Genomic DNA, 22,493 nt, shown 5'->3' with positions numbered 1-22,493 from the left:
TGAGGCCGGATTCCACTCCGTACGTACCACCTCCGCCAGAATTTCCCTCCATGGAGTTCCCACCACCTCTTGTCGACGTAGAGGACGGCCAACCTCAGCCGGTGCCTACCAAGTACGGCCTGACATATGTCGTGCCGTCGAGCGAAGAATGGCGGCCGAGCAACGGCACCATCATGGGTTGGACGGACGAGGACACCGGCACCCGCATCGCGAGCTACGGTGCCGTGAGCGACTACGGCTATGGCTACTGCGAAGAGGAGGGAGACAAGCAGAGCCTGGCGGCGGTCGGAATCACCGGTCGCAACTCGGTCGATGTGGATACAGCGGCCCGGGACGCCATCGCCCAGGCCAAGCAGATCTATGCGACCGACAGGTCGCCGACGGTGAGAGTTCGAGGCCCGTTCGAGGTCGATGTCTCGGGGAGGCCGAGTCTTCGGTACACGGCATTGGTGACCGACGTCCAGCCCGATGGCCAATGTGGTCCGCGGAGCGCTACGTTCGATGTTGTTGCCACGCCGTCGTACTCGAACGCCGAAGTTGCCGTCTTCATGGTCAACAGGGCGACGGGTGTAGAGAACTCACTATCGGACGGCGAAGCTGACGCGATCATTAAATCGCTTCGTAAGACCGACTGACGCGACACTCAACGTCCGATGCTGAGTGGATTCGTTCGACCACGTAGTGGTGCAGAAGGACCGCATCGTCGTTCATCTTGCGGTGGTTGTTGTCATTTCGACTCCTGTGTAGCTCGACGAGTCAGCTCGATTGTTGCCGAACGAAGTTCGTCCGCCGACGCGAGCGGCGACGAATACCCCACCCGAGTCATGGCAGCGCCGCGAGGTGTCGTGACCCGAAGATCCAACCCGTACCGATCAGCGCCATCACACGCGGCAGTGGTGGCGTCGGGGAATCCGCCGAGCTTCTGCGCCATCGACAGCAATGCATCCGCGTGGTCGGCGTTGAGATGTTCGACTGCGCGGCTTGCATGCGGCGACACCGGGTCCGGCATGGCCTCTGCGTATTCCTCCGCGCTTGTCGAGTCCATTCGGCCGTAACCGCCGACCCATCGCACACGCTGCACCCGCAACACCCACAGCGAGAAGTCGCTGAAGTCGATATACACGTGCGCTGCCGGGATGGCAGAGAGGTGCGCCTCCCGTGCGGCGGCAAGCTCGTCACCCTCAGGACGTTCCACGACGCCGGCAAGTGTGATGCGGGCGCTGGCCAGAGGATCGGCGGGCGGATTCGGTGCGACGATTGCGATGCTGGCGCGGGGGTCGGACGCGAGATTGCGGCCGTGCTCGGCCATGCGAGATACGCACAAAACGGGGGAGCCGCCGACAAGGCCGTACGTTACGAACGACGCCCACGGATCACCATCTTTGGTCAGACTTGCGAGAGTGCCGATGTTCGTCGTAGAGGCCACGGTTCGGGCCTCTTCCGCAGCGGACGGCCGTACAGGGTTCGCGATTTCCGTCAAGGGCGGCGGAACTGTCGGGGCGTCGCCAGGATCGCCATGATCTGAGTTGGTCATCCTCAGGACGGTACGTGAGGACGACGGCTCGAGTGGATCAGTTTCTTGTGCCGTAGGCGCCCTATGCAGAGAGGGCGAGGTACGGAGCCAGTGCGAGCAGTACCGCTATGAGCGCGTACTTGAGCGTGCGTGTGGGTAGGGCGTGGGCGATTTTCCAGCCGATGATCACCCCGGCCAGCTCCGGGATGCCGACGATCGCGGCAAGCGGCCAGTTGATTGCGTCGTGTGCGGCGTAACCGACCGTGCCGATGGTGGCGATCACGATCGACTGAACCTGGGCAGCGGCCAGCGATTCGAGCACCGGGACCCCGCACGCGATCAGCAGGGGAACGGTCAGCATCGGTCCGCCGATACCGACGATCCCGCTTGCGACCGCGACGGAGACCCCCAGGCCGGCCACTATCGCCGTGTGCGGATGCCGGCCTCCTGTCTCTCCTCCGGCTTCACGACGGTCGCGGTACCACAACAGGAGGGCCACACCGGCGACGATGACGGCGAGGATGATCCCGAAGACACGCTTGGACACGAGCGTGTTCACGAGGACTCCGACAGGTGTGCCGACCACTGCCGTACCGGCGAGAACCAGAGCGGTATGGCGGGTGTGTGCCTGGCGTAGCTGACCGGACCGCGTATAGGCGAAAGTGCCTGCGATGCCGGTGGCGATATGGGTGACGATCGCCGTCCCGGCAACAGCGGACGCCGACAGGTTCGTGAGAGCGAACAGGCCAATCGTCGGCAGCACACCGCCGGGACCGAGCGCCGTGATACCGATACCGCCGGCCAGACCGAGCACTGCCAACGAGGCGAGTAGCGGCAGCGTTACCGTTTGCATGGGGGCTCCCATCGCAATTGCATCCCACACATCTGTGACCTCCCCCGATGACAACGCCGTCGTGAATCCTATTCGTTCACCTCGATACCGCTGGGCGTGCCCCGCGCGGTCATGTGAGCGCGCTTGGATAGTGTGACAACCAGCGGGAGTTCACACGGGCACCTGTCGTCGGGGCGAGCGGAAGCGAGAAACCGATGAGCGGCGCACAGCCAGCGGATCTGCGGACGGCCGAGTATCCGCGGCCGTCGCATTTCGTGCTGCACATCAGCGATACGCACTTGGTGGACGGTTCTGATCCCCTCTACGGGGCGGTCGACAGTGAGGCCACGTTGCGGCAGATCTTCACCGAGGTGGAGGCGTCGCAGGCACGGCCGAGTGCTCTGGTGTTCACGGGTGATCTCACGGACAAAGGGGAACCGGGCGCCTACGACAAGCTGCGCGGCATCGTCGAGCCGGTGGCCGCCTCACTCGGTGCGCAGGTCATCTGGGCGATGGGAAACCACGACGACCGAGGCGTCTTCAGATCCGCACTGTTGGGGCAGCAGCCGTCGACCGAGCCGATCGATCACGTGTACGACGTCGACGGGCTGCGCATCATCACCCTCGACTCCACGGTTCCCGGTTACCATCACGGCGAACTCCGCGACAGTCAATTGAGTTGGCTCGCTGACGAACTCGCCACCCCCGCACCGCACGGCACCATCCTTGCGTTGCATCATCCGCCGGTGCCGTGCGTGCTCGACCTCGCCGTTCTGGTGGAGTTGCGCGACCAGCACCGGCTTGCCGACGTGCTGCGCGGAACGGATGTCCGGGGCATCCTGGCAGGTCACCTGCACTACTCGACCACCGCAACGTTCGCCGGCATCCCGGTCTCCGTTGCCTCGGCGACCTGCTACACGCAGGATCTCAACGTTCCTGCCGGCGCTCTCCGTGGCCGCGACGGCGCCCAGGGCTTCAACTTGGTCCACGTCTACCCGGACACGATCGTCCACTCCGTAGTCCCCACCGGCACGTATGCCACGGTCGGAGAGTTCGTCAGCCCCGAAGAGACGGAGCGGCGGCTCGCGGACGAAGGGGTCCGTATCGCGGACGCGGGCAACAGCGTCGTTCAGTCGGTGACCATTTAGGACGTATATGTACTGGTATGGCGGACGAAGGACCATCTAGGCTAGAATTCTGTACATGACGACCCTTCCTGTTGCAGACGCCAGGGCACAGCTGTCGAGGCTGGTTGACGAGGCCGAGCACACGCACGAGCGGTTCGAGATCACACGCAACGGCCATAGGGCCGCAGTGCTACTGGGAGTCGACGACTACGACACGTTGCGAGAGACGATCGCGGTGCTGTCGGATACCGATCTGTTGGCGGCACATTTCTCCGGCCGAGCCGAGATCGACAGCGGAGATGGAGTTGATGCCGACGAACTGGCACAGCTGATGCGCGATGCTCGGTCGACCGGCGAGTGACCGAATCCGAGGGGTCATATCGGTTGGTGATGGCCCGTTCGGCAGCGCGGGCGCTGGCAACGTCGTTGCCGGAAAAGGTTGCGACCGCGGTATATGAGTTCGTGACGGGTCCACTCCTGGAAAATCCGCGCAGGGTGGGTGAACGTCTCGAGCCACCACTTGCCCCAGCCTTCAGTGCCCGCCGGGGCGCGTACCGAGTGTTGTATCTGATCAATGATGTGAACCACACAGTGGAGGTAACCGCGATATCGCATCGCGCGGACACCTACCGAGCCTAACTGCGCTTCTGCGCTGCCTGTTCTCGGTACGCCATGACGTCGGAGAGGCGGAAGCGCCGGTGCGTACCGCGCAACTCGATGGGTAGTGCGCCCGAATCTGCCAGCCGCCGTACGTAGGTGTCGGAGACTCCGAGGATCTCCGCGGCGCGGGAAGTGGTCAGTAGTTCCGACACCGCGCCCAGCGTCACGCCCTGACCTTCGCTCAACAGTGCCAACAGTTGTAGTACGGCCTCGCGCACGGTCGGCTCGAGGGCGACATCGACGCCGCCGACAGTGAGGCCGACCGAGGTGTGCGTATCCGCCGAGGCGGTGACAGCTGCCAAGGCGCTCGCGGCCTCGGCGCCGAGTGCGGGAACGACGTGATCGATGCTCATACCGATCGAGTCTCCCAGGGCGCCGCAATTGGGAAATAGTTCTCGAGGAAGCCGGTGACCTTCTCCGTACGCAACTCGAGGTCGATCTCGGGCGCGCTGCCGTCGTTGAGGCAGAAGAAGTCCATCGACCGCTTCGCGAGTAACGAATCCATGTCTCGCAACCCCGATTTCATCGTGGTGTCCACATACTTCACGCGTGCCGACGTCTGAACCACCGCACGCCCACTCATCAGGGCGTAGTAGTGGTAGAGCGAGTTGGTTACCGAGATATTGGAGCTCGCCCGAAACGTACTCGCTGCAGTGGCCGCGAACTCTTCGGGAAACTCCCTCTCCATCTCGGCCATCACGCTCTTGCGCAGCGGTGTTGCGGCATGCTCGAGGTGTCGGGTGGTCATGAGCCCGAACCGGTCCTGTAGCAGCCGCCGGTTGACGCGCGCCGCGTTCTCGAAGCCGCTGCGCTCGTCGTCGTTGTGTCCCAATCCGATTCGTGTGGTCGCCTCGATGAACATGCTGATGCCGCCGGGGGAGAAGAACATCTGCGGGCCCACTGCACGACCGAAGAACATGTCGTCGTTGGAATACAGAAAGTGCTCGCTGAGCCCGGGGATGTGGTGCAGCTGGCATTCGACGGCCTGCGAATTGTGTGTGGGCAGCACCGACGGGTCTGCGAAGAATTCCTCACTGCGCACGAAAGTGACACGGGGATCGTCTGCCAGCCACGCCGGCCGGGGTGAATCGGTGGCCACGAAGATGCGGCGAATCCACGGCGCATACATGTGCACCGACCGGAGTGCATATTTCAGCTCGTCGATCTGCCGGAACCGAGCGTCGGAATCGTCGCCCTCACCCACGACATAGTTCTTCATGCGCTTCGCACGCTGCGCCTGAAACTCTTTCGACGAACCGTCCACCCACGAGAACACCAGGTCGATATCGAAATTGATGTCCGACGCATGGTCGGCAAACATGTTCTCGATGGTCGGCCACACTCGCCCGAACCGCTCGACCGTGCCACGAACCGCCTCTTCCGAGCGCACCACGCGTCGTGTCAGCGAGTTCTCCATCGGCAACACGATCTGCTCGTCGGTAATCGACCACAGCTCGATCTGCACACCAGTCGACGCTCCGTACACGAGTCCGCTCGCCAAATGGACCCTCGGCCGGAACAACCGGAAGATCCGAGCCTTCGACGTGGTCGACAAGACTCCGTCGGCAACCAACACAGCCCGGCCGCGCTTTGCATCCACCGTCTTGGAATAGAACGGCAGGTTCTCGCACGCTGCGACCAGGGCCGCGCGCAGTTCAGTGCGTCGGTCCCAGTTGATCGCGATGACGGGCCGCTCGTCGTTGCCGCGGACCAGCAGAAATTCGATCCCCGCAGAGTCGAGCACGTCACGGATGAAAAGAAGGTCCTCCACCATGGCCTCGTGCGGGGTGACGGTATCCATCGTCAGCGCGAAGCGGCCCTTGGCGCGCACCACATCGGGACGGTCACGCAAACGCAGCTGTGCTGCGGCGGACTCGTGGGCGACGGCACGGTCGGCCTCCTGCTCCGGCGGTACGAAGTAGATGTCATGCGGAGCGGAGGCGTCTGTAATGTCGGTCCCTTCGGTGGTGATCGCGAGTGCGAACAACGTCATTCTAGGTGGTCGAGCCCGAATCAGTCCTCATGGTCTTCGTCGAAGTCGGTGACACCGCGTTTCCAGTATCCGGAGATGTCGCAGTCGTCCTTGGCTATGCCGAGTTCGTTCCGCACGAACTTGCGGATGGGTCGCAGGCTCGTGGCTTCACCGGCAATCCACGCGTAGACGCGCTCGCCTTCGGGCACATCGAGCGAACACACCGCCTTCTCGAGGATGTCCGACGTACCGGGTTCGGCTGCGCCTCTGTGCAGCCACTGCACCTCGACGTTGTCCGGGGGAGTGAGCTCGATCTGCTCCGACGCATCCGTCACCTCGATGAACGCCCAGCCGGAGGCATCTCGCGGCAACCATTCGAGCCACCGGGCGATGGCCGGCAGAGCGGTGATGTCGCCGGCCAGCAGGTAGCGGTCGTAGGCCATCGGCACGATGAGGCCCCCGGGCGGTCCGGCCACGTGAATTCGCGTGCCAGGCTTTGCTGCCTCGGCCCAGCCGGACGCGAAGCCGCCCTTGTGCAGCGCGAAGTCGATGTCGAGCTCCCCTGCGCCCGCATCGAAGCGCCGCACTGTGTACTCGCGTGAAATCGGCATGGGGCGAGGCCATTTCAACGCGAAGTTGTGCTTCTCCGGCAGGCGAACGGTTCCATCTTCGTCAGGAAAGACGAACCGCACGTGTTCGTCTGCTGTGTGGTTCTCGAAGCCTTCCAGCTCGGGACCGCCGAAGGTGAGACGCAGCAGCGCCGAGCCGACCATCTCCTTGCGCAGCACCTCGAGCTGTCGAAACCCGACCGGATACGGCACTTTGGCCCCGGATCGGCTTTCCAGAACCTCGGTGATGCGTTCGATGTGTCGGTCTCTCGACATGCTTCTCCTCACGAACTCCGGTCCTCGACTTGTGTTTGCCTAGCCTAATCATCGGCTGGGGAGGTATTCGGAGGTAGGTATCCGCAGCCCTCCGATGTGGGCGTGGTCCGCTACGGTTGTGACGAACTGTTTGCTCAATCGGAACGGAGTAGGCCGGATGTCGGAGCCCGTACAACCACAGCCTGTGGTCGGTCAGCTCACCCAGGCCGCGCTGTTTCTGGTGCTGACCATCGACGAGGGCGGCGAGGAAACGGTACGAGATCTCCTCGAGGACGTTTCCAGCATCGCGCGCACTGTCGACTTCCGTGCGGTCGGCGTCCATCTGCAGGTCGTCACCGGTATCGGCTCGCAGGCATGGGATCGTCTGTTCTCCGGGCCGCGTCCGGAACATCTGCACGTCCTCGAAGAACTGCACGGCGAGACGCACCACATGCCTTCCACGCCCGGGGATCTGCTCTTTCACGTTCGTGGAGACGAGCAGAGCGTGTGCTTCGAGGTGGGCCGTCAGATCATGAACCAACTGCGTGACGTCACCACGGTGGTCGACGAGGTACACGGGTTCCTCTCGTTCGGCCGCCGAAACCTGCTGGGCTTCATGGACGGAACCGAAAGCCCGTCCGGCGAAGAAGGCGACGACGCCGCTCTGGTGGGGGACGAAGATCCCGACTTCGTCGGCGGCAGTTACGTGGTGGCGCAGAAGTACCGACTCGACCTGGATGCGTGGGGTGACATCTCCACCGAAGAACAGGAACGGGTGATCGGGCGCACCAAGATCGACGACATCGAGATGTCCGACGACGTCAAACCCACCAACTCCCACGTCGCCCTCAACGTCATCGAGGACGAGAACGGCGAGGAACAGGACATCGTCCGCGCCAACATGCCCTTCGGCACGTTCAAGGACGGCGACATGGGCACCTACTTCATCGGTTACGCCTCCGATCCGGCGATAACCGAGAAGATGCTGGAGAATATGTTCATCGGCGATCCGCCCGGAAACCACGATCGCCTGCTCGACTTCTCCACGGCACTCACCGGGGGATTGTTCTTCGCCCCCACCATCGACTTCCTCGACGAACTCCCACCGCCGCCGGCGGCGGACGAGGAGACCGAGGAAGCGCAAGTACCACCGGTCCAGGCCGGCTCCCTGGCAATCGGCAGTCTGAAAAGGAGCGTCCTCCGATGAACAACCTGTTTCGCGAACTCGCGCCCGTCACCGATGCCGCGTGGTCGGAGATCGAGGAGGAGGCCACGCGCACGTTCAAGCGGAACATCGCCGGACGACGCATCGTGGATGTCAACGGCCCCTCCGGTCTCGGTCAGTCCTGCGTCGGTACCGGCCACACCCAGAAGGTCGACCCGCCGAGTGACGGCGTGACCTCCCGTATCCGGCTCACCAAGCCGCTGGTCGAACTGCGGGTGCCGTTCACGCTCAAGCGTGAGGACATCGAAGACGTCGAGCGCGGTTCGCAGGATTCCGACTGGGACCCGGTCAAGGACGCGGCCAACAAGCTGGCGCTTGTCGAAGATCGCGCCATCTTCGAGGGCTACCCGGCCGCTCAGATTGAAGGCATCCGTGCCAACAGCAGCAACGCGCCCATCGAACTTCCGGCAGACGTCCGTGACCTTCCGAACGCGATCAGCAAGGCTCTCTCGGAGCTGCGCCTCGCAGGTGTCGACGGCCCGTACTCCGTGCTGCTCGACGCCGAGACTTACACGGAGGTCAGCGAAACCTCCGACCACGGCTACCCCATCCGCGAACACCTGAAGCGGCTCATCGAAGGTGACATCATCTGGGCGCCTGCCATCGATGGTGCCTTCGTCGTCACCACCCGTGGCGGCGACTTCGATCTGCAACTGGGACAGGATGTCTCGATCGGTTACACCTCTCACACAGCGGACACCGTGGAGCTGTACCTGCAGGAGTCGCTGACGTTCCTCGCCTACACGGGTGAGGCATCCGTGGCGCTGACTCGCCCGAAGAAGCGCAAGTAACTCAGTTCTCGAGGGTGTAGACGTTCTCGACGCCCACCGTGATGCCGGTATGGCCACGGTGGGCGATCGACCACGAGATGTCGAGTTCGCGACCATCTACCGTGACCGTGCCGAGCATGTTGTCGAACCACGGCCCTGCCGTGAGATGCCACGTGAACGGCGGCTTCGGCACCTTCGCTGATCGCGCCAGTGCGCGCCCGACGGTGACCACTGGCTTCTTGGAAGTAAGCGACTGCCCCGCCCGAATCCACCGGGGCAGCGGATTACGGATGGGCGAGCAGACGGCCTGCAGGATCGTGCTTCCGTCGCCATCGCGGTCGACCTGCGCCAGGTAGGAATGGTGCACGTCTCCAGACAGAAACGTCACCGAGCTCGGCGCCTTGCCACGCTTGCCGTCGGCCACCTCCAGGACGACTCCGGCGAGCCGGCGGAACGAGTTCTGGAAGGCCGCCCAGTGTTCGAGATCGACGCCTTGGCGAATCTTCTCACCGATCCGGCCGGCCCGGCGGCCCCACACTCCTTCGGCGACGGCCTCGTTCCAGGCCTCGAACGCGTGTAGTCCCTTCGGCAACAGATACGGCAAGGACGTGCCGATGAACAGATGGTCGACGTCGCCCCGCATCCTGGTGTCAAGCCACTCGGTTTCGTTCTCGTCCAGCATTCGGCGAGTGTCCGGACCGCGTACGCGAGCAGCGCGCGAGTCGATCACGATCAGCCGAGAAGCGCCGAGATCGCGGGAATAGCTCCACCGATAGCTGTCCGGGTGATCGTCGGCGCGGTCGGCGAAGTCGTCGAGCCGCTCGGTGATGTCGTCCTCACCCCGCTCGCGCAGCTCGAGGACGTACCGCCACATCTCGTCCTCGGCCCGATCAGCGGGCGAGAGGTTGCCCAGATGCTGATAGATCCAGTACGACCCGAGCGCGCCGACGATGCGCTCCTTCCACCAGTTGGTGGCCTCCATCTGCAACCGCCACGTGTGTGAGGTGTTCCAGTCGTCGCGCACGTCATGATCGTCGAAGATCATGGCGCTGGGCAGCGTCGCGAGAAGCCAACGGTTCGCGGGATCGCTCCACGACAAGTAGTACAGGTGTGCGTACTCCTCGAAGCCCTGCAGTTCCACGCCCGGTGGCTCGTCCAGGCTGCGCCGCGAGGCGATGAAGTCTTGCATCGCCTCCGATGTTTCGTCCGCGTAGACCTGGTCGCCGAGGAAGAGTACGAAGTCGGGACGGTCGTCGCGTTCGCCCTCCATCATGCGCAGCGCGAACGCACGCAGGACGTCGATGCCGTGCGTCTTGTTCGACTCGTCGTCGTGGGGAACGCTCGTGCGGCACGAGCCGAAAGCGAAGCGCATCCTGCGTGAAGGATCGAGGGTGCGGACGACACTCGCCGGGAAATGTGCGCCCTCGCCGGATTCAGGCGGCCACACCTGTTGGTCGTCGACGTCCAGGGTGTACTCGTACGACGTCCCCGGTTCCAGGCCGTCCATGTCGACCAGTGCGTAGTGATGGTCGTGTGCCGAGAACGTCGCGGCCTGCCAGGCTCGGTCGCCACTGCGGACGGTGACGGTGGACCGGGATGCCACTTCTACCCAGATCACCGCAGACGTCTCGTCGGTATACCGAAGGAGCGGTCCGATGACGAGGCCGGGATCGTGGGAGCCCATGGTTCAGACGGTATACCCCGCACGCGACGTTCGGTCGGCAATCAATTGTGTCGCAAGCAATGCGGCACACGCGACGCCCGCAACCAGTTCGGGAACAGGGGAGAAGGTGCCGGCGAGCACCGCGACTGTCGCAACGGCGAACGGCACCAGCGTGCGGGCCGTCGAATCGTGATGGCGGATGTGGAAGAACCACAACGACGCGAGCAACACCGCCACCGGGACCGTCAATGCCGCACCCGTGACGACACCCGAGCCGTCCGTATGACTGGTCCAGAAGTCGACGCGTGCCGCCAATCCCGCACCGATCGCGGCAGCCGCCGCAAAGATCAGATAGTGCCCGAACCCCCACACGAACGGTGAGCCGGCGCCGCGCTCGAGGGCCTCACCCGCGCTGCGATCGAAGTACAGCCACCACAAGCTGAACACGATGAGCACCCCGCCGATCACCACGTAGGCGACCTGCGCGGCCGGGTGCTCACCGGCCACGGCGTCCTGAATCGCCACCGTGGTGGACAGGATCGTCTCGCCCAACACGATGATGAAGAACAGCGAATACCGTTCGGCCACGTGATGGGGGTGCCAGGGCGTGGCGCCTGCACGCTCCGCCCACACCGGGACGGCGAGTTCGCACACCACCAGCAGCAAGAACACCGGCACCACCGCGGCCGCGGGCACGAAGAAGAACCCGACCCATCCCAACTGCACGATCACGATGCCCGTCGCATATCGGCGCGCAGTGGTGCGCCGTTCCGGGTCGCTCCCCGAGACTCTGAGCCATTGCGCCACCAGCGCGATGCGCATGATCAGATAGCCGGCGATCACCAGCAGCGCATCACCGTCGAAGAATCGGACGACACCCGCGGCCATCACCAGCGAGCCCAGAATCTGCAGGATCGTCAGGAGACGCTGCGGGATGTCGTCGTTGTCGTACGCCGAGCCGAACCAGGTGAAGTTGAGCCACGTCCACCACACAGCGAAGAAGACCATCAGGAAGTGACCGAAGCCTGCCGCTGCATGGCCTTCACTGATCGCGTGGTGCAACGCCGTGGCCGACTGCGCAACGGCCACGACGAAACACAGATCGGTCAGTAGCTCCAACGGCGTGGCGACGCGGTGCGGTTCATCGGGGTCGCGCGCCGCCAACGGGCGCAGTATCGATCGGGCGCTGTTCACGAGATGGGACGCTACCTTTGCTCAGCGTGTGGTGTAGCCACCGTTGGCGAACAACGTCTGACCGGTTGTCCAGCCGCCCTCCGTGACGAGGAACCTCACCAAGGGAGCGATGTCCTCGATCTTGGTGAGGCGTCCGTCCAGCGCCTGCGACTTGTGGAACTCGACCCGCTCGGGCGTCTCCTGCGGGTAGAAGAACGGGGTGTCCATCGGGCCGGGTGCAACGTTGTTCACCGAGATGCGGCGATCGGCGAATTCCTTTGCGGCAGCGCGAGTGAAGTGTTCCACCGGGCTCTTGCCGCCGGCATAGGTCGAGTAGCCGTCGGTGAACGCTGCGAGCAGCGCCGTGACGATGGTGACGATCTTTCCGTCGTCGTTCAGCTGCTTGCCGGCCTCCTTGATGAAGAAGTATGCGGCCTTGGAATTGATGTCGAACATCGAGTCGTACTCGTCTTCGGTGGTGTCGACGATGGGCTTGCGAAGTACCTTGCCCACGGTGTTGACGGCGATATCGACACCGCCGAACGTGTCCTTTGCGGTCCCGAACAGCTTCTCGACGTTCGCGGGCTTCGTGAGGTCGCCCTGCACCGCCACCGCCTGGACGCCGAGGGCCTTCACAGCTTCGACCGTGCGGTCCGCGTCGGCGGCAGAGCTGTCGCTGTTGTAGTGCACCGCCACGTTGGCGCCTTCGAGCGCCAGAGTGGTGCTGATCAACCCGCCCAGGTTCTTTGCTCCTCCCGCGACGATCGCTGATTTTCCTTGGAGTGCTTGTGCCACGAATGCTCCTCGAGTTGTCGGTGTGTGCGCACGGCGTTGCCGTGTTCTCTCGACGTTAGGAGTTGGAATCACGCATGGGAAACACGAAAAAGTGCCTTTACGACAAGTACTGTTTGTGGAGTGGCTGATCGGACGACACCGCTGGACCTTCGCAAGCTGGCCCAGTTCGTGGCAGTGGCGGACCGGATGAACGTCACCAAGGCCGCTGCCGATCTGTTCCTCACCCAGCAGGCGGTGAGCAGTGCCATTCGCCAACTCGAGCGTGATCTCGGGGTGGCGTTGTTCGATCGACGAGGCAGGCAGATCGCCCTCACGTCCGCAGGTCGCGCGTTGCGTGCGGGCGCGGAGCCACTGCTCGCGGCCTCTGCATCTCTGGCGCAGTCGGCGCGCTCAGCGGATTCGAGTGCCTCGGCGCCCTTCGTTGTTGCGCACAGTCCTGCTCTCACTTCGGACGAGGTGTTCGACCTTCTGGCGCCCGTGCGAGCGGCCGGCCGCGACGTCTCCATCACCGTGAGACAGATGTTTCCGGACGAAATGCAGGATGGCCTTCGCGACGGTGCGGTCGACGTCGGCTTGCGGCGAGGAGTGACGACACCGGAAGGGGTGGCCGGAGCGGTGATCGGTTACACCCAGCTGCAGTTGGCGGTGCCGGCGAACCATCGGTTCGCCACACGCGAGGTGGTGCGTATCGACGATCTTGCCGGCGAGACGATCGTGCTGTGGGCGCCGCCAGGATCGTCCTTCTATTCCGACTTCCTCGTATCGATCTGTCGCAGAGCGGGGTTCGAACCGTCCGTGGCGATCAACCGGGTTCAGGGAACGATGCCGACCACGGCGGTCGTCGACTACGCGGCCGTCGCATTCGTGACGTCACGGCCGGGGACGTACCACGACGGGCGGGTGCGGGTGGTTCCGCTCGACGACTCGCCGCAGGCACCCGTTCAGGCATTGTGGTTGCGGCACACGGTTTCCGAGTTACGCCAGGCACTGCTCGGCTGAGGCGCTGCGCGCCCGTGCGCGGCCAGCGAGTCCACGGACTCGTCAACCACTCACAAGCGGCGGAGCCGCCCTAGGCGAGGAACTCCTCGGCGATCTTCTTCGCCCACTCCTGGGCCAGATCTTTCGGACGGACGGTGCTCGAGGCGTCGTGACGCCCGTGCTCACCGACTTGGGTGGCACCGAGCTCGGTGAGCTTCTCGGCCATTATCTCGCCGCCGCGGTTGAACGTCTCGTACACGCTGTCGCCGAGACCGAACATCGCGAAACGCACTCCGGCGAGGTCGGGTTCCTCGTCGCACAGTGCCTCGTAGAACGGCTCGGCACCGGTGGGCAGCTCGCCATCGCCGTAGGTGGAGCACACGACGACGAGCAGATCCTCGGTGTCGAGGTCCTCGGGATCGAACTCCATCATGTCGTAGAGGGACGTGTCACCGTAGGTGCTCAGCGTGTCCACGACATGGTCGGCCACCAACTCGCACGTTCCGGTCTCACTGCCGTACAGCACGACCACGCCCATCGTCTTTCTCCTTCTTCCCTGAACTTCGAATTGTGTTGCGCCGTTGACGAATATCAGTACACGTCGCGCAGGTACCGCTTCTCCCGCTTCAGTTCGGTCACGTAGTCGGTAGCTTCCTCGGCGGTGAGGCCGCCGTGGGTCTCGACGATTTCGTGCAGTGCACGGTCGACGTCGTCGGCCATCTTCGAGGCGTCGCCGCAGACGTAGAAATGGCCGCCCTCCTCGAGCCACCCAAACAGTTCCTTGCCGTTCGCGAGCATCCGCGACTGGACGTAGACCTTGTATTCCTGGTCGCGGGAGAACGCCAGATCCAGGCGAGTGAGGATGCCATCGGCCCGCAGGGCCTCGAGCTCTTCCTCGTAGATGTAGTCCGACGCCCGGTGCTGGTCACCGAAGAACAGCCAGTTGCGTCCCGTCGCACCACGCGCCTTGCGCTCTTGAAGAAAGGCGCGGAACGGTGCCACGCCCGTTCCTGGGCCGACCATGATGATCGGTGCGTCGTCGTTCGCAGGCACTCGGAACGACTTGTTCTTGGAGATGAAGATCCCGCCGAGGTCACCTGCGGCGAGACGGTCCGCAAGATACGTCGAGCACACCCCACGACGATCGCGTCCCGTCGACGTGTAGCGAACGCTCGCGACGGTGAGATGCACGTGATCCGGGTTTGCGAGCGGGCTGGAGGAGATGGAGTAGGTGCGGTGCTGCAGCGGGCGCAGGAGACCCACGAACTCGTCGACGTCGAAGCGCAGTGACGGATCGAGTGCCAGTAGGTCGAGGGCGTCTTTGCCCCACAGCCAGGCGTCGAGTTCGGCCTTGTCGTTGCTCTGGGCCACACGGGTCAGCTCGTCGTGGTCCACGCGCTTCGCGATTTCGTCCACGAATTCGATCGACGGGGTCGAGATCTCGTAGGAGTGCGTCAGCAGGTCGCTCAGGGGTCGTTCCTTGCCGGTGACTGCCGCGTCGGCGTCGAATCCGAGACGTTCGAGGAGTGCGAGGACCACGTCGGAATCGTTGATCGGCATGACGCCGAGCGAGTCGCCGGCCTCGTACTCGAGTCCACTGTCTGCCAGCGCGAACTCGTAGTGCCGAATTTCCTTCGCCGAGTCGGCTCCGGACAATCGGCGGTTCACCGTCAGCTGGGAGCGGTACGGATTCTTCCGGTTCCAGGGCGAACGCTTGTGTGCGGACTTGACGTCACGCTGGACAACTTCGGCCAGTTGACCCTCGGACACTGCGGGCTCCTTTCCGACTATTTCCACAGAGGCAAACAGCGGAAGAATAACGGAAATCCATCAAGAATCGGGACCGTCGTGGTCAATCTCGCAGTCGGTGGGGATGCGATCAGTCGGAATTCCGCTGCTGACGGGTGAGGAGTTCCAAGAGTTCCGATGGCAGGGGTGCAGCGACTTCCTGCTCGACCGGTGTCGGCTCGGCCTTGAGTTTTGCCACTTCGTCGTGCAGACGCTCCATCTTGAGATCGAGCTTGCTCGCGGCTTCGGCGGCATCGGTCAGTTCCGCGAGAAGCGGCGCCGGGATCGCGCGGTCGTACTTGTAGTAGATCTTGTGCTCGAGAGTTGCCCAGAAGTCCATCGCAATCGTGCGGATCTGCACTTCCACGCACACCGACTGTTTGCGGTCGCTCATGAACACCGGCACCTCGACGATGAGATGCAGGCTCTTGTAGCCGTTGGGCTTGGGGTTCTCGATGTAGTCCTTCACCTCGAGAACGGTGATGTCGGACTGGCTGATCAACAGTTCGGCGACCTTGTAGGTGTCGCGGACGAAACCGCAGGTGATGCGAACGCCGGCGATGTCGGTCAGGTTGGCCCGGATGTCGTCGAGCGTGAAGTCGATGCCCCGACGCAGGGACTTGCGCATGATGCTTTCCGGCGACTTCAACCGCGACGAGACGTGCTCGATCGGTGTGTACTGGTGAATGTAGGTGAACTCGTCCTTGAGGATGTTGATCTTGGTCATCAACTCGGAGATACCGAATTGGTACGACATCATGAAGCGGGTGAAGTCACTCCGAACGCGACCGAACTGAAGCCGCATTTCCGGGCTGTCGATGTCCCAGCGCTCGATCTCGGCGCCGAGATCCGTCTCGACTCTGTCGTCGGTGCTCACGTTTACCTTCCTCCGGACGCCTCGATCACGTCCGGGATGTCTCATCACGAGTGTGCCACCGATTCCTACGGGTACCAGCGGGTGAACACGTCGGGGTGGGCCCGAGTACGACTTTTCCACGCGTTCTCGCCGTACGTCTCGAAGAGCGGGTTCGACGGATCTTCCTCGACTCCGCGCGAGTGCGCGGCGAGTTGGGGCGGGAGTTCGATGGTGGGAACCGTGGCATCGAGTGCCGGGTTGAGGAAGTACGGCACGGACAGACGTTCGGGAGTTCCAGGGGCTGTGATCACCCGGTGGCGGGTGGCACGCAGATAGCCGCGGGTCGCGACCTCCAGGAGTTCCCCGATGTTGACGACGAACGCCCCTTCGCGAGGTGGGGCATCGATCCAGGACCCGTCCTCGCCCTCCACTTGCAACCCGGAGGAACCGGGCTCGATCAGCAGCATCGTCAGCACACCCGAATCCTTGTGGGCACCCACACCCTGATCGCCGGTGACGTCCGCACTCGGCCGGGCGGGATAGCGAACCACCTTGATCAGCGTCGCGGGGAGCTGCGCGAACGCGGCATCGAACACCGTCGGATCTGCATGCAGCGAGGCGGCCCACTGTCGAAGCAGTTGCTTTCCCACCTCGGCCAGCGCCGCGTCGTACTCCTCGAGGGTGGCGCGAAACTCGGGCAGATCCGCCGGCCACAGATTGGGGCCCTGCAGGTGCATGTAGCCGGTGGCGCCCGGGACGGGATCGCGCTCCGGGCCGATATCGATCTGCTCGCGCCAGTCGGTCTGCTGGTTGGTCAGTTCGCCGCCGAGTCGGTTGTCGCCGCGAAAGTGTGGGCTGTCGATCATCGCCACCGCGTGCTTCGACTCGTCCGGCAGCGCGAAGAACTGTCGCGCCACGTCGAACACGCGTCTCTGCAGGCTCGCATCGACACCGTGTCCTTCGAGGTAGAAGAACCCGACGTGATGCGTGATCTCGCGCAGTCGCTCACGCCCGGACGGCGAGTCCAAGTCGGTGAAGTCGACTACGGGGAGCATGACTCCACGTTATCCCCGCGCACGCGAATGCGGACGGATCACGTCCAGAGGACGGCAACCAAGGTGTTGAGCACGGCAAGCCCGCCGACGACGTGAACCAGAGTGGGGTTTCCCTCGGCGCGCTTCTGTTTGCCGTTGGTGATCTCGGCGATGGCGACCACTGCCAACGAGACGATCAGCTTGACGGCGATCTTCGCGTGGTCGTACTCCTTGTCGATCACTGCCTCGCCGATGCCCACGAGGATCAGTCCGGTGACGAACTGCGCGCGAGCGCCCCACAGGATGACGGGCGTGATGCTCGGCGCTTTGAGGACCGCCAGCCAACCGCCGACGATCGCTGCCATACCGAGAACGTGTAGTGCTACGACAATGTTGTAGACGGTGTCCATGCCCGACACCGTAGGCAGTCGTTTGGGGAACTGTTTACCCAGGTGACGCTAACTCGGGGGCGGTTGCCAGTAGGCTCGTGAGGATCGAGGAGGTCGTAGATGCCGAGAACCCTGACCGTGTCGGACAGCATCGTCGTGAACGCCGACGCCGCCACGCTGTACGCACAGATCAGTGACCCGACGCAGATGGGCAACTGGAGCCCCGAGAACACGGGCGCGACACTGCCGGACGGGGGCGGTGATGCACACGTCGACATGACCTTCGAAGGACACAACAAGCGCGGTGGGGTCGGTTGGACCACCCGCTGCATCGTCACGGCAGCAGACCCGGGGGAGCGGTTCGCGTTCAAGGTGCGAGCGATCGGCGCGAAGTCCCCGCGCGTTCGCGCCCCGATCGCGTCGTGGGAGTACCGGTTCGAGACGGTGGACGGCGGCACGAAGGTCACCGAAACCTGGACCGACGACCGCAAGGGCTGGCCGGATGTCGCGGCGAACATCTTCGACAAGATCGTCACGCGCGGCAAAGTATTCGCCGACTATCAGCAGAAGAACATCGAAATCACGTTGCGCAATCTGAAGCGAGTAATGGAAAAGCCCCAGGCCTGAGGGCACCCAACAGAGCGGAGCACGTCATGTCGGCCACCAGCATGAGCACGTCCGAGCGCGAGGCTTTTCTGGCAGATCTGCACGTGGGGGTGATCGCCGTCGACCGTGACGGACGCGCGCCACTCGCCGTGCCCATCTGGTACTCCTACGAGCCGGGCGGCGACGTGTGGGTCTGGACCGAGATCGGCACGGTGAAAGAGAAACTCATCCGTGCCAGCGGTCGCTACAGCCTCGTCGCGCAGAACGAAGCCCCGCCGTACAAGTACGTGAGCGTGGAAGGGCCGGCGGTGTTCGAAGAGAACCCGACTGTCGACCAGATCCGCGACCTCGTGCGTCGCTATCTCCCGGAGGACGAAGTCGAGAAGTTCCTTGAACAGTCCTTCAACGACCGGGCCGTCATCATCCGGATGCGGCCGGAACATTGGCTCACCGTCGATTACAGCAAGATCGGATTCTGAACTCGGACCTCAGGCGTGATCAGCAAGTAGCGCGGTCAGTTCCTCGGCATACGCGACCTGCCTGCGCAGCTTGCGGCAGCTCTCTTCTGCGCGGGAGTGGCAATCGGCCACGAATGCCTGTGCGCTCGCCCTGTCATCGTGCGACGTACTCGAAGCCAGCGTCTCGAGCGACCCGAGTAGTTGCCGCATCTCGTCCAAGGTGAATCCGAGCGGCTTCATGCGGCGAATCACCAACAAACGCTGGACGTCGGCTTCCGTGTAGAGACGGAAACCGCCGGGGCTGCGCTCGGACGGGGTCACCAGTCCGACCTCGTCGTAATGTCGCATCGTCTTGATCGACAATTCGGTGCGCTCGGCGACTTCGCCGATCTGCATGTGCCGGACCGTCATTCGGTAACTCCGAGTCGACCGCTGAGGCGTAGATGCCGTTCGGACGACGACGCATCGAGTCCGATGATCTCCACCTGTTTGCCCTTGGCGGCGTACTTGGTGGTGATGGCATCGAGAGTTGCAACGGTGGACGCGTCCCACACGTGAGCACCGGACAGGTCGATCACGACATTCTCCGGGTCCCCGACGTAGTCGAACTGGTAGATCAGATCATTGCTGGAGGCGAAGAAGAGCTCACCCCGAACGGCGTACACCCTGGTGTTCTCGTCGGGGTGGGCGACGTCGACGACCTCGGTGACGTGCGCGACCCGGCGGGCGAACAGCACCATCGCGGTGAGGACGCCGACGATCACGCCATAGGCCAGGTTGTGGGTGGCGACGGTGACTGCGACCGTGGCGGCCATGACCAGAGTTTCGCTTCGAGGCATGCGCCGCAATGTCTTCGGGGCGATCGAGTGCCAATCGAAGGTCCCGACCGACACCATGATCATCACCGCGACGAGTGCTGCCATCGGGATCAGCGCCACGATGTCGCCCAGCCCGACGACGAGGATCAGCAGGAAGGTGCCGGCCAGGAATGTGGAGATGCGGGTACGCGCCCCGGAGACCTTGACGTTGATCATGGTCTGGCCGATCATCGCGCATCCGCCCATGCCGCCGAAGAGTCCGGTGACCAGGTTCGCGACGCCTTGGCCCCAGCTCTCACGCGTCTTGTTCGAGTGCGAATCGGTGATGTCGTCGACCAGTTTTGCGGTCATCAACGATTCGAGCAGCCCGACCAGGGCCATCGCCAACGCGTACGGAGCGATGATCGACAGCGTGTCGAGGGTGAACGGCACGTCCGGGATCATCCAGGACGGCAGGCTCGACGGCAGTTCACCCTCGTCGCCCACGTCGGGAACGTTCAGCGCGAACACCACTGTTGCGGCCGTGAGTAGCGCGATGGACACGAGTGGTGCGGGTATCGCCGTGGTCAGTCTGGGGAGAAACACCATGATCAGAAGCCCGACTGCAACCATCGGATAAACCAACGCGGGCACGTCGATCAGGTGAGGCAACTGCGCCGTGAAGATCAGGATCGCGAGTGCGTTGACGAAGCCGACCATGACGCTGCGTGGGATGAATCGCATCAACTTCGCGACGCCGAGCAGGCTGAGAACGATCTGCAGTACGCCGGCCAGCAAGACCGCGGCAATGAGGTAGTCCATCCCGTACTCACGCGACAGCGGTGCGACCACCAGCGCGATGGCCCCGGTCGCCGCGGAGATCATTGCGGGCCGCCCGCCGACAAGGGCGATGGTGACGGCCATGGTGAACGAGGAGAACAGTCCGACGCGAGGGTCGACCCCCGCGATGATCGAGAACGAGATGGCTTCCGGGATGAGGGCGAGCGCGACGACCATGCCGCCGAGAACCTCGGTCTTCAATCGGCGAGGCGACCGGATCGCGGCCCGTACCGATCCTTCGTCGCGAGTGTTGCGGTCGAGCTGCTGTGTCGTCATCGAGCGAAAATCTACCCTTACGGGAGGGTAGAGAGCCAAGTGGTAGACGGGGGTGTGACTTTGATCGCAGGCTGTTAACCGGTGGGCCTTCGGTCACGATGTACCTTCGAGTGAGGAACACAATCACATCGGGGGAGTCACACGTGACACGGGTACGGACCGCTGCAGAAGCCGAAATCAATGCTGCCGCAAAGATGCGCGATTTCGGATTCGTCGATGCCACTGCGCTTCCCGGTGGTGCGGACGGCGGAATCGACGTGTATTCCAAACGTGCCTACGCGCAGGTGAAGTGGCGCGGGGGAGCTGCCGAGGAATCGGACATCGAGAACCTGTACGGCGCGCGAGGACTCGACCCGCGGCGTGCCCTTCTGTACTTCTCCGGCGCCGAGTACACCGAGGACGCCACTCGGTATGCGGGCGAGGTCGGCATCGCCCTCTTCGTTTTCGACGAGATCGGTGAAGTATCGCCGGTCAACGATCGTGCTCGGACCTTGATGAATTCACGCGTGGAGACGCCGCGACCGGCTCCCTCGCAGACCGCCGTGCGCACTCCGTCGCCGGCGCTGTCCGTCGCGCAATCGGCGTGGGGCGTAGCTCGCGAATTCTGGATGCGGCACTGGCCGCTGATCGGCGCCCTGTTCTTCACGGTGTCGCTACTGGTTGCACCTTTCAGTGCCTGGCCGGTAGCTCTGCGGGTTCTCGTCACCGTGGTCAGCGTGGCGCTGGCACCCGTCTTCTGGGTGATCCACCTGCGCGGCCGTCAGATGTCGTTGCGCTGAGCTACTCCGCCGTCGGCAGGGCGCGCAGCGACTTCAACGTGGCGTCCACGGCCCGTGCGGCCTCGGCGCCCTTCTTCACGAAGTGGTTGGTGAAGTAGTCGACGTGCTCGTCGTGCTCGTGGAAGTAGTGCGGGGTGAGGACCACGGAGAACACGGGCACGTCCGTGTCGAGCTGCACGCGCATGAGGCCGTCGATGACGGCGGTGGCGACGAAGTCGTGTCGGTAGATTCCGCCGTCCACGACGAGGCCCGCAGCGACGACGGCGTCGTAGCGGCCGGTGAGCGCCAGGCGGCGTGCGTGTAGCGGAATCTCGAATGCGCCGGGGACCTCGAAGTAGTCGAGGTCGTCCTTCGCGAATCCCAGACTCACTGCCTGGTCGGTGAATCCTTCGCGTGCGCGGTCGACGATGTTGCGGTGCCACGTGGCCTGGATGAACGCGATCCGTCCCTGACTCTCACTCATGAGACGAAACTAGCGCACCGAACCTATCGCTGTGAACGGGGCAGGGCAGTCGAGCGGCCCCATCCGGCGTCATCGGTGAGGTCCTCGAGAAGGGGTTGAATCCGGTATTGCAGTGGGCTGGTGAGCGCGATCGTGGTGGTCGAATGCGTGACTCCCGGCAGGTTTGCAATCTGCTCGAGCAGAATTTGCAGTTTGGCGTGAGTGGACGTCGCCACTCGGACCAGTAGGTCCTCCCGACCCGTCGTGGCGTGAATCTCGATCACCTCGGGGAGAGCGACGAGACTGGTGCTGACGGCGGAGATCTTGCCCTGCTGAAGCTCGAGTCCGACGAACGCCTGAATCGGGATACCGACGGCCTGGAGATCGAGATTGGGACGGAAACCGGTGAGTAGGCCGTTCGTCTCCATCCGCTTCAATCTCGACTGCACGGTGTTGCGGGCGATGCCGAGAGAACTCGCGATCTCCGCGATGCTCATGCGTGAATCGCGCCCCAGTAATCCGAGTAGCTGGACGTCGAGCTTGTCGATGCTGAGCACTTTGGACACCTTCCGGGAGTGACTGGCGTCACGTTCTGACTGATTCGATTAGTTGATCAGATTTGCGTTGACCAGATCGTATGCCAATACGAGCATTGGG

At 63.6% G+C, this 22,493-nt stretch carries 25 protein-coding genes and 1 pseudogene; 9 read left to right on the top strand and 17 right to left on the bottom strand.

The window, feature by feature from the left end; all coding sequences use genetic code 11:
• The first annotated feature begins 50 nt into the window (after positions 1-50).
• Positions 51-635 carry a DUF8017 domain-containing protein gene (locus tag ACZI8R_RS14600; RefSeq protein WP_463380355.1) on the top strand — a complete coding sequence of 195 codons (585 nt, stop codon included), beginning with the start codon at positions 51-53 and terminating at the stop codon, positions 633-635.
• Between the two features lie 92 nt (positions 636-727).
• Here the strand turns inward: ACZI8R_RS14600 and ACZI8R_RS14595 are convergent, their stop codons facing one another.
• Positions 728-1,534, bottom strand: a complete 807-nt coding sequence (locus ACZI8R_RS14595; protein ID WP_463380354.1) for a HugZ family pyridoxamine 5'-phosphate oxidase — start codon at positions 1,532-1,534, stop codon at positions 728-730.
• Positions 1,535-1,595: 61 nt separating this feature from the next.
• Complete coding sequence (locus ACZI8R_RS14590) at positions 1,596-2,366, bottom strand: sulfite exporter TauE/SafE family protein (protein ID WP_463380353.1); 771 nt, start codon at positions 2,364-2,366, stop codon at positions 1,596-1,598.
• 194 nt (positions 2,367-2,560) lie between these two features.
• On the opposite strand from ACZI8R_RS14590, the gene ACZI8R_RS14585 reads away from it, so the two are divergent.
• Positions 2,561-3,493 carry a phosphodiesterase gene (locus tag ACZI8R_RS14585; RefSeq protein WP_463380352.1) on the top strand — a complete coding sequence of 311 codons (933 nt, stop codon included), beginning with the start codon at positions 2,561-2,563 and terminating at the stop codon, positions 3,491-3,493.
• A 55-nt stretch (positions 3,494-3,548) separates the two neighbouring features.
• Positions 3,549-3,833, top strand: coding sequence for a type II toxin-antitoxin system Phd/YefM family antitoxin (locus ACZI8R_RS14580; RefSeq protein ID WP_463380351.1), 285 nt, complete (start codon positions 3,549-3,551; stop codon positions 3,831-3,833).
• 274 nt (positions 3,834-4,107) lie between these two features.
• On the opposite strand, the gene ACZI8R_RS14575 is transcribed toward ACZI8R_RS14580, so the two are convergent.
• From ACZI8R_RS14575 to ACZI8R_RS14565, 3 genes are all read right to left on the bottom strand, one after another.
• A complete protein-coding gene (locus tag ACZI8R_RS14575) occupies positions 4,108-4,485 on the bottom strand; it encodes a helix-turn-helix domain-containing protein (protein WP_463380350.1) in 378 nt (125 codons plus the stop codon).
• Positions 4,482-5,933: a stealth family protein gene (locus ACZI8R_RS14570; RefSeq protein WP_463380453.1), complete on the bottom strand. Its 1,452-nt coding sequence runs from the start codon at positions 5,931-5,933 to the stop codon at positions 4,482-4,484. The genes ACZI8R_RS14575 and ACZI8R_RS14570 overlap by 4 nt, the downstream gene beginning before the upstream one ends.
• Before the next feature lie 212 nt (positions 5,934-6,145).
• Positions 6,146-6,988: a siderophore-interacting protein gene (locus tag ACZI8R_RS14565; protein WP_463380349.1), complete on the bottom strand. Its 843-nt coding sequence runs from the start codon at positions 6,986-6,988 to the stop codon at positions 6,146-6,148.
• Between the two features lie 157 nt (positions 6,989-7,145).
• Here ACZI8R_RS14565 and ACZI8R_RS14560 point away from each other — a divergent pair, with 157 nt between their 5' ends.
• Positions 7,146-8,174 carry a Dyp-type peroxidase gene (locus ACZI8R_RS14560; RefSeq protein ID WP_463380348.1) on the top strand — a complete coding sequence of 343 codons (1,029 nt, stop codon included), beginning with the start codon at positions 7,146-7,148 and terminating at the stop codon, positions 8,172-8,174.
• Complete coding sequence (locus ACZI8R_RS14555) at positions 8,171-8,983, top strand: family 1 encapsulin nanocompartment shell protein (RefSeq protein WP_463380347.1); 813 nt, start codon at positions 8,171-8,173, stop codon at positions 8,981-8,983. Before ACZI8R_RS14560 ends, ACZI8R_RS14555 begins: the two co-directional genes overlap by 4 nt.
• Before the next feature lies 1 nt (position 8,984).
• Here the strand turns inward: ACZI8R_RS14555 and ACZI8R_RS14550 are convergent, their stop codons facing one another.
• Genes ACZI8R_RS14550 through ACZI8R_RS14540 form a run of 3 tightly spaced genes read right to left on the bottom strand, consistent with a single transcriptional unit; the run spans position 8,985 to position 12,593 of the window.
• Positions 8,985-10,646: an alkaline phosphatase D family protein gene (locus ACZI8R_RS14550; protein WP_463380346.1), complete on the bottom strand. Its 1,662-nt coding sequence runs from the start codon at positions 10,644-10,646 to the stop codon at positions 8,985-8,987.
• A gap of 3 nt (positions 10,647-10,649) precedes the next feature.
• Positions 10,650-11,819 carry a low temperature requirement protein A gene (locus ACZI8R_RS14545; protein WP_463380345.1) on the bottom strand — a complete coding sequence of 390 codons (1,170 nt, stop codon included), beginning with the start codon at positions 11,817-11,819 and terminating at the stop codon, positions 10,650-10,652.
• Positions 11,820-11,840: 21 nt separating this feature from the next.
• Positions 11,841-12,593, bottom strand: coding sequence for an SDR family oxidoreductase (locus tag ACZI8R_RS14540; protein WP_463380344.1), 753 nt, complete (start codon positions 12,591-12,593; stop codon positions 11,841-11,843).
• 120 nt (positions 12,594-12,713) lie between these two features.
• On the opposite strand from ACZI8R_RS14540, the gene ACZI8R_RS14535 reads away from it, so the two are divergent.
• Complete coding sequence (locus ACZI8R_RS14535) at positions 12,714-13,592, top strand: LysR family transcriptional regulator (RefSeq protein ID WP_463380343.1); 879 nt, start codon at positions 12,714-12,716, stop codon at positions 13,590-13,592.
• Between the two features lie 70 nt (positions 13,593-13,662).
• On the opposite strand, the gene ACZI8R_RS14530 is transcribed toward ACZI8R_RS14535, so the two are convergent.
• The 5 genes and pseudogenes from ACZI8R_RS14530 to ACZI8R_RS14510 form a co-directional block, all read right to left on the bottom strand.
• Positions 13,663-14,109, bottom strand: coding sequence for a flavodoxin domain-containing protein (locus ACZI8R_RS14530; protein ID WP_463380342.1), 447 nt, complete (start codon positions 14,107-14,109; stop codon positions 13,663-13,665).
• Positions 14,110-14,162: 53 nt separating this feature from the next.
• Positions 14,163-15,437, bottom strand: a pseudogene (locus ACZI8R_RS14525) (sulfite reductase subunit alpha); the annotation flags it as partial.
• A gap of 13 nt (positions 15,438-15,450) precedes the next feature.
• Complete coding sequence (locus tag ACZI8R_RS14520) at positions 15,451-16,164, bottom strand: GTP pyrophosphokinase (RefSeq protein WP_463380452.1); 714 nt, start codon at positions 16,162-16,164, stop codon at positions 15,451-15,453.
• A 137-nt stretch (positions 16,165-16,301) separates the two neighbouring features.
• Positions 16,302-17,270, bottom strand: a complete 969-nt coding sequence (locus ACZI8R_RS14515) for an isopenicillin N synthase family dioxygenase (RefSeq protein ID WP_463380341.1) — start codon at positions 17,268-17,270, stop codon at positions 16,302-16,304.
• A gap of 38 nt (positions 17,271-17,308) precedes the next feature.
• Positions 17,309-17,659 carry a hypothetical protein gene (locus ACZI8R_RS14510; RefSeq protein ID WP_463380340.1) on the bottom strand — a complete coding sequence of 117 codons (351 nt, stop codon included), beginning with the start codon at positions 17,657-17,659 and terminating at the stop codon, positions 17,309-17,311.
• A 99-nt stretch (positions 17,660-17,758) separates the two neighbouring features.
• On the opposite strand from ACZI8R_RS14510, the gene ACZI8R_RS14505 reads away from it, so the two are divergent.
• Positions 17,759-18,265 carry an SRPBCC family protein gene (locus ACZI8R_RS14505; protein WP_463380339.1) on the top strand — a complete coding sequence of 169 codons (507 nt, stop codon included), beginning with the start codon at positions 17,759-17,761 and terminating at the stop codon, positions 18,263-18,265.
• A 26-nt stretch (positions 18,266-18,291) separates the two neighbouring features.
• Complete coding sequence (locus ACZI8R_RS14500) at positions 18,292-18,723, top strand: pyridoxamine 5'-phosphate oxidase family protein (protein WP_463380338.1); 432 nt, start codon at positions 18,292-18,294, stop codon at positions 18,721-18,723.
• Between the two features lie 9 nt (positions 18,724-18,732).
• Here ACZI8R_RS14500 and ACZI8R_RS14495 read toward each other — a convergent pair whose 3' ends face one another.
• The gene (locus ACZI8R_RS14495; RefSeq protein WP_463380337.1) at positions 18,733-19,113 is read right to left on the bottom strand and encodes a MerR family transcriptional regulator; all 381 of its coding nucleotides are present in this window, start codon (positions 19,111-19,113) and stop codon (positions 18,733-18,735) included.
• Positions 19,110-20,615 (bottom strand): SulP family inorganic anion transporter, encoded by a 1,506-nt coding sequence (locus ACZI8R_RS14490; RefSeq protein ID WP_463380336.1) that lies wholly within the window; start codon positions 20,613-20,615, stop codon positions 19,110-19,112. The genes ACZI8R_RS14495 and ACZI8R_RS14490 overlap by 4 nt, the downstream gene beginning before the upstream one ends.
• 143 nt (positions 20,616-20,758) lie before the next feature.
• On the opposite strand from ACZI8R_RS14490, the gene ACZI8R_RS14485 reads away from it, so the two are divergent.
• On the top strand, positions 20,759-21,394 hold the full coding sequence (locus tag ACZI8R_RS14485; RefSeq protein ID WP_463380335.1) for a restriction endonuclease: 636 nt from the start codon (positions 20,759-20,761) through the stop codon (positions 21,392-21,394).
• A 1-nt stretch (position 21,395) separates the two neighbouring features.
• On the opposite strand, the gene ACZI8R_RS14480 is transcribed toward ACZI8R_RS14485, so the two are convergent.
• A complete protein-coding gene (locus ACZI8R_RS14480) occupies positions 21,396-21,857 on the bottom strand; it encodes a 6,7-dimethyl-8-ribityllumazine synthase (RefSeq protein ID WP_463380334.1) in 462 nt (153 codons plus the stop codon).
• Positions 21,858-21,880: 23 nt separating this feature from the next.
• Positions 21,881-22,393, bottom strand: coding sequence for an Lrp/AsnC family transcriptional regulator (locus tag ACZI8R_RS14475; protein WP_463380333.1), 513 nt, complete (start codon positions 22,391-22,393; stop codon positions 21,881-21,883).
• Between the last annotated feature and the right edge of the window lie 100 nt (positions 22,394-22,493).

Source organism: Rhodococcus huquni, from assembly GCF_055231055.1.
This window is presented reverse-complemented; position numbering and strand designations above follow the sequence as displayed.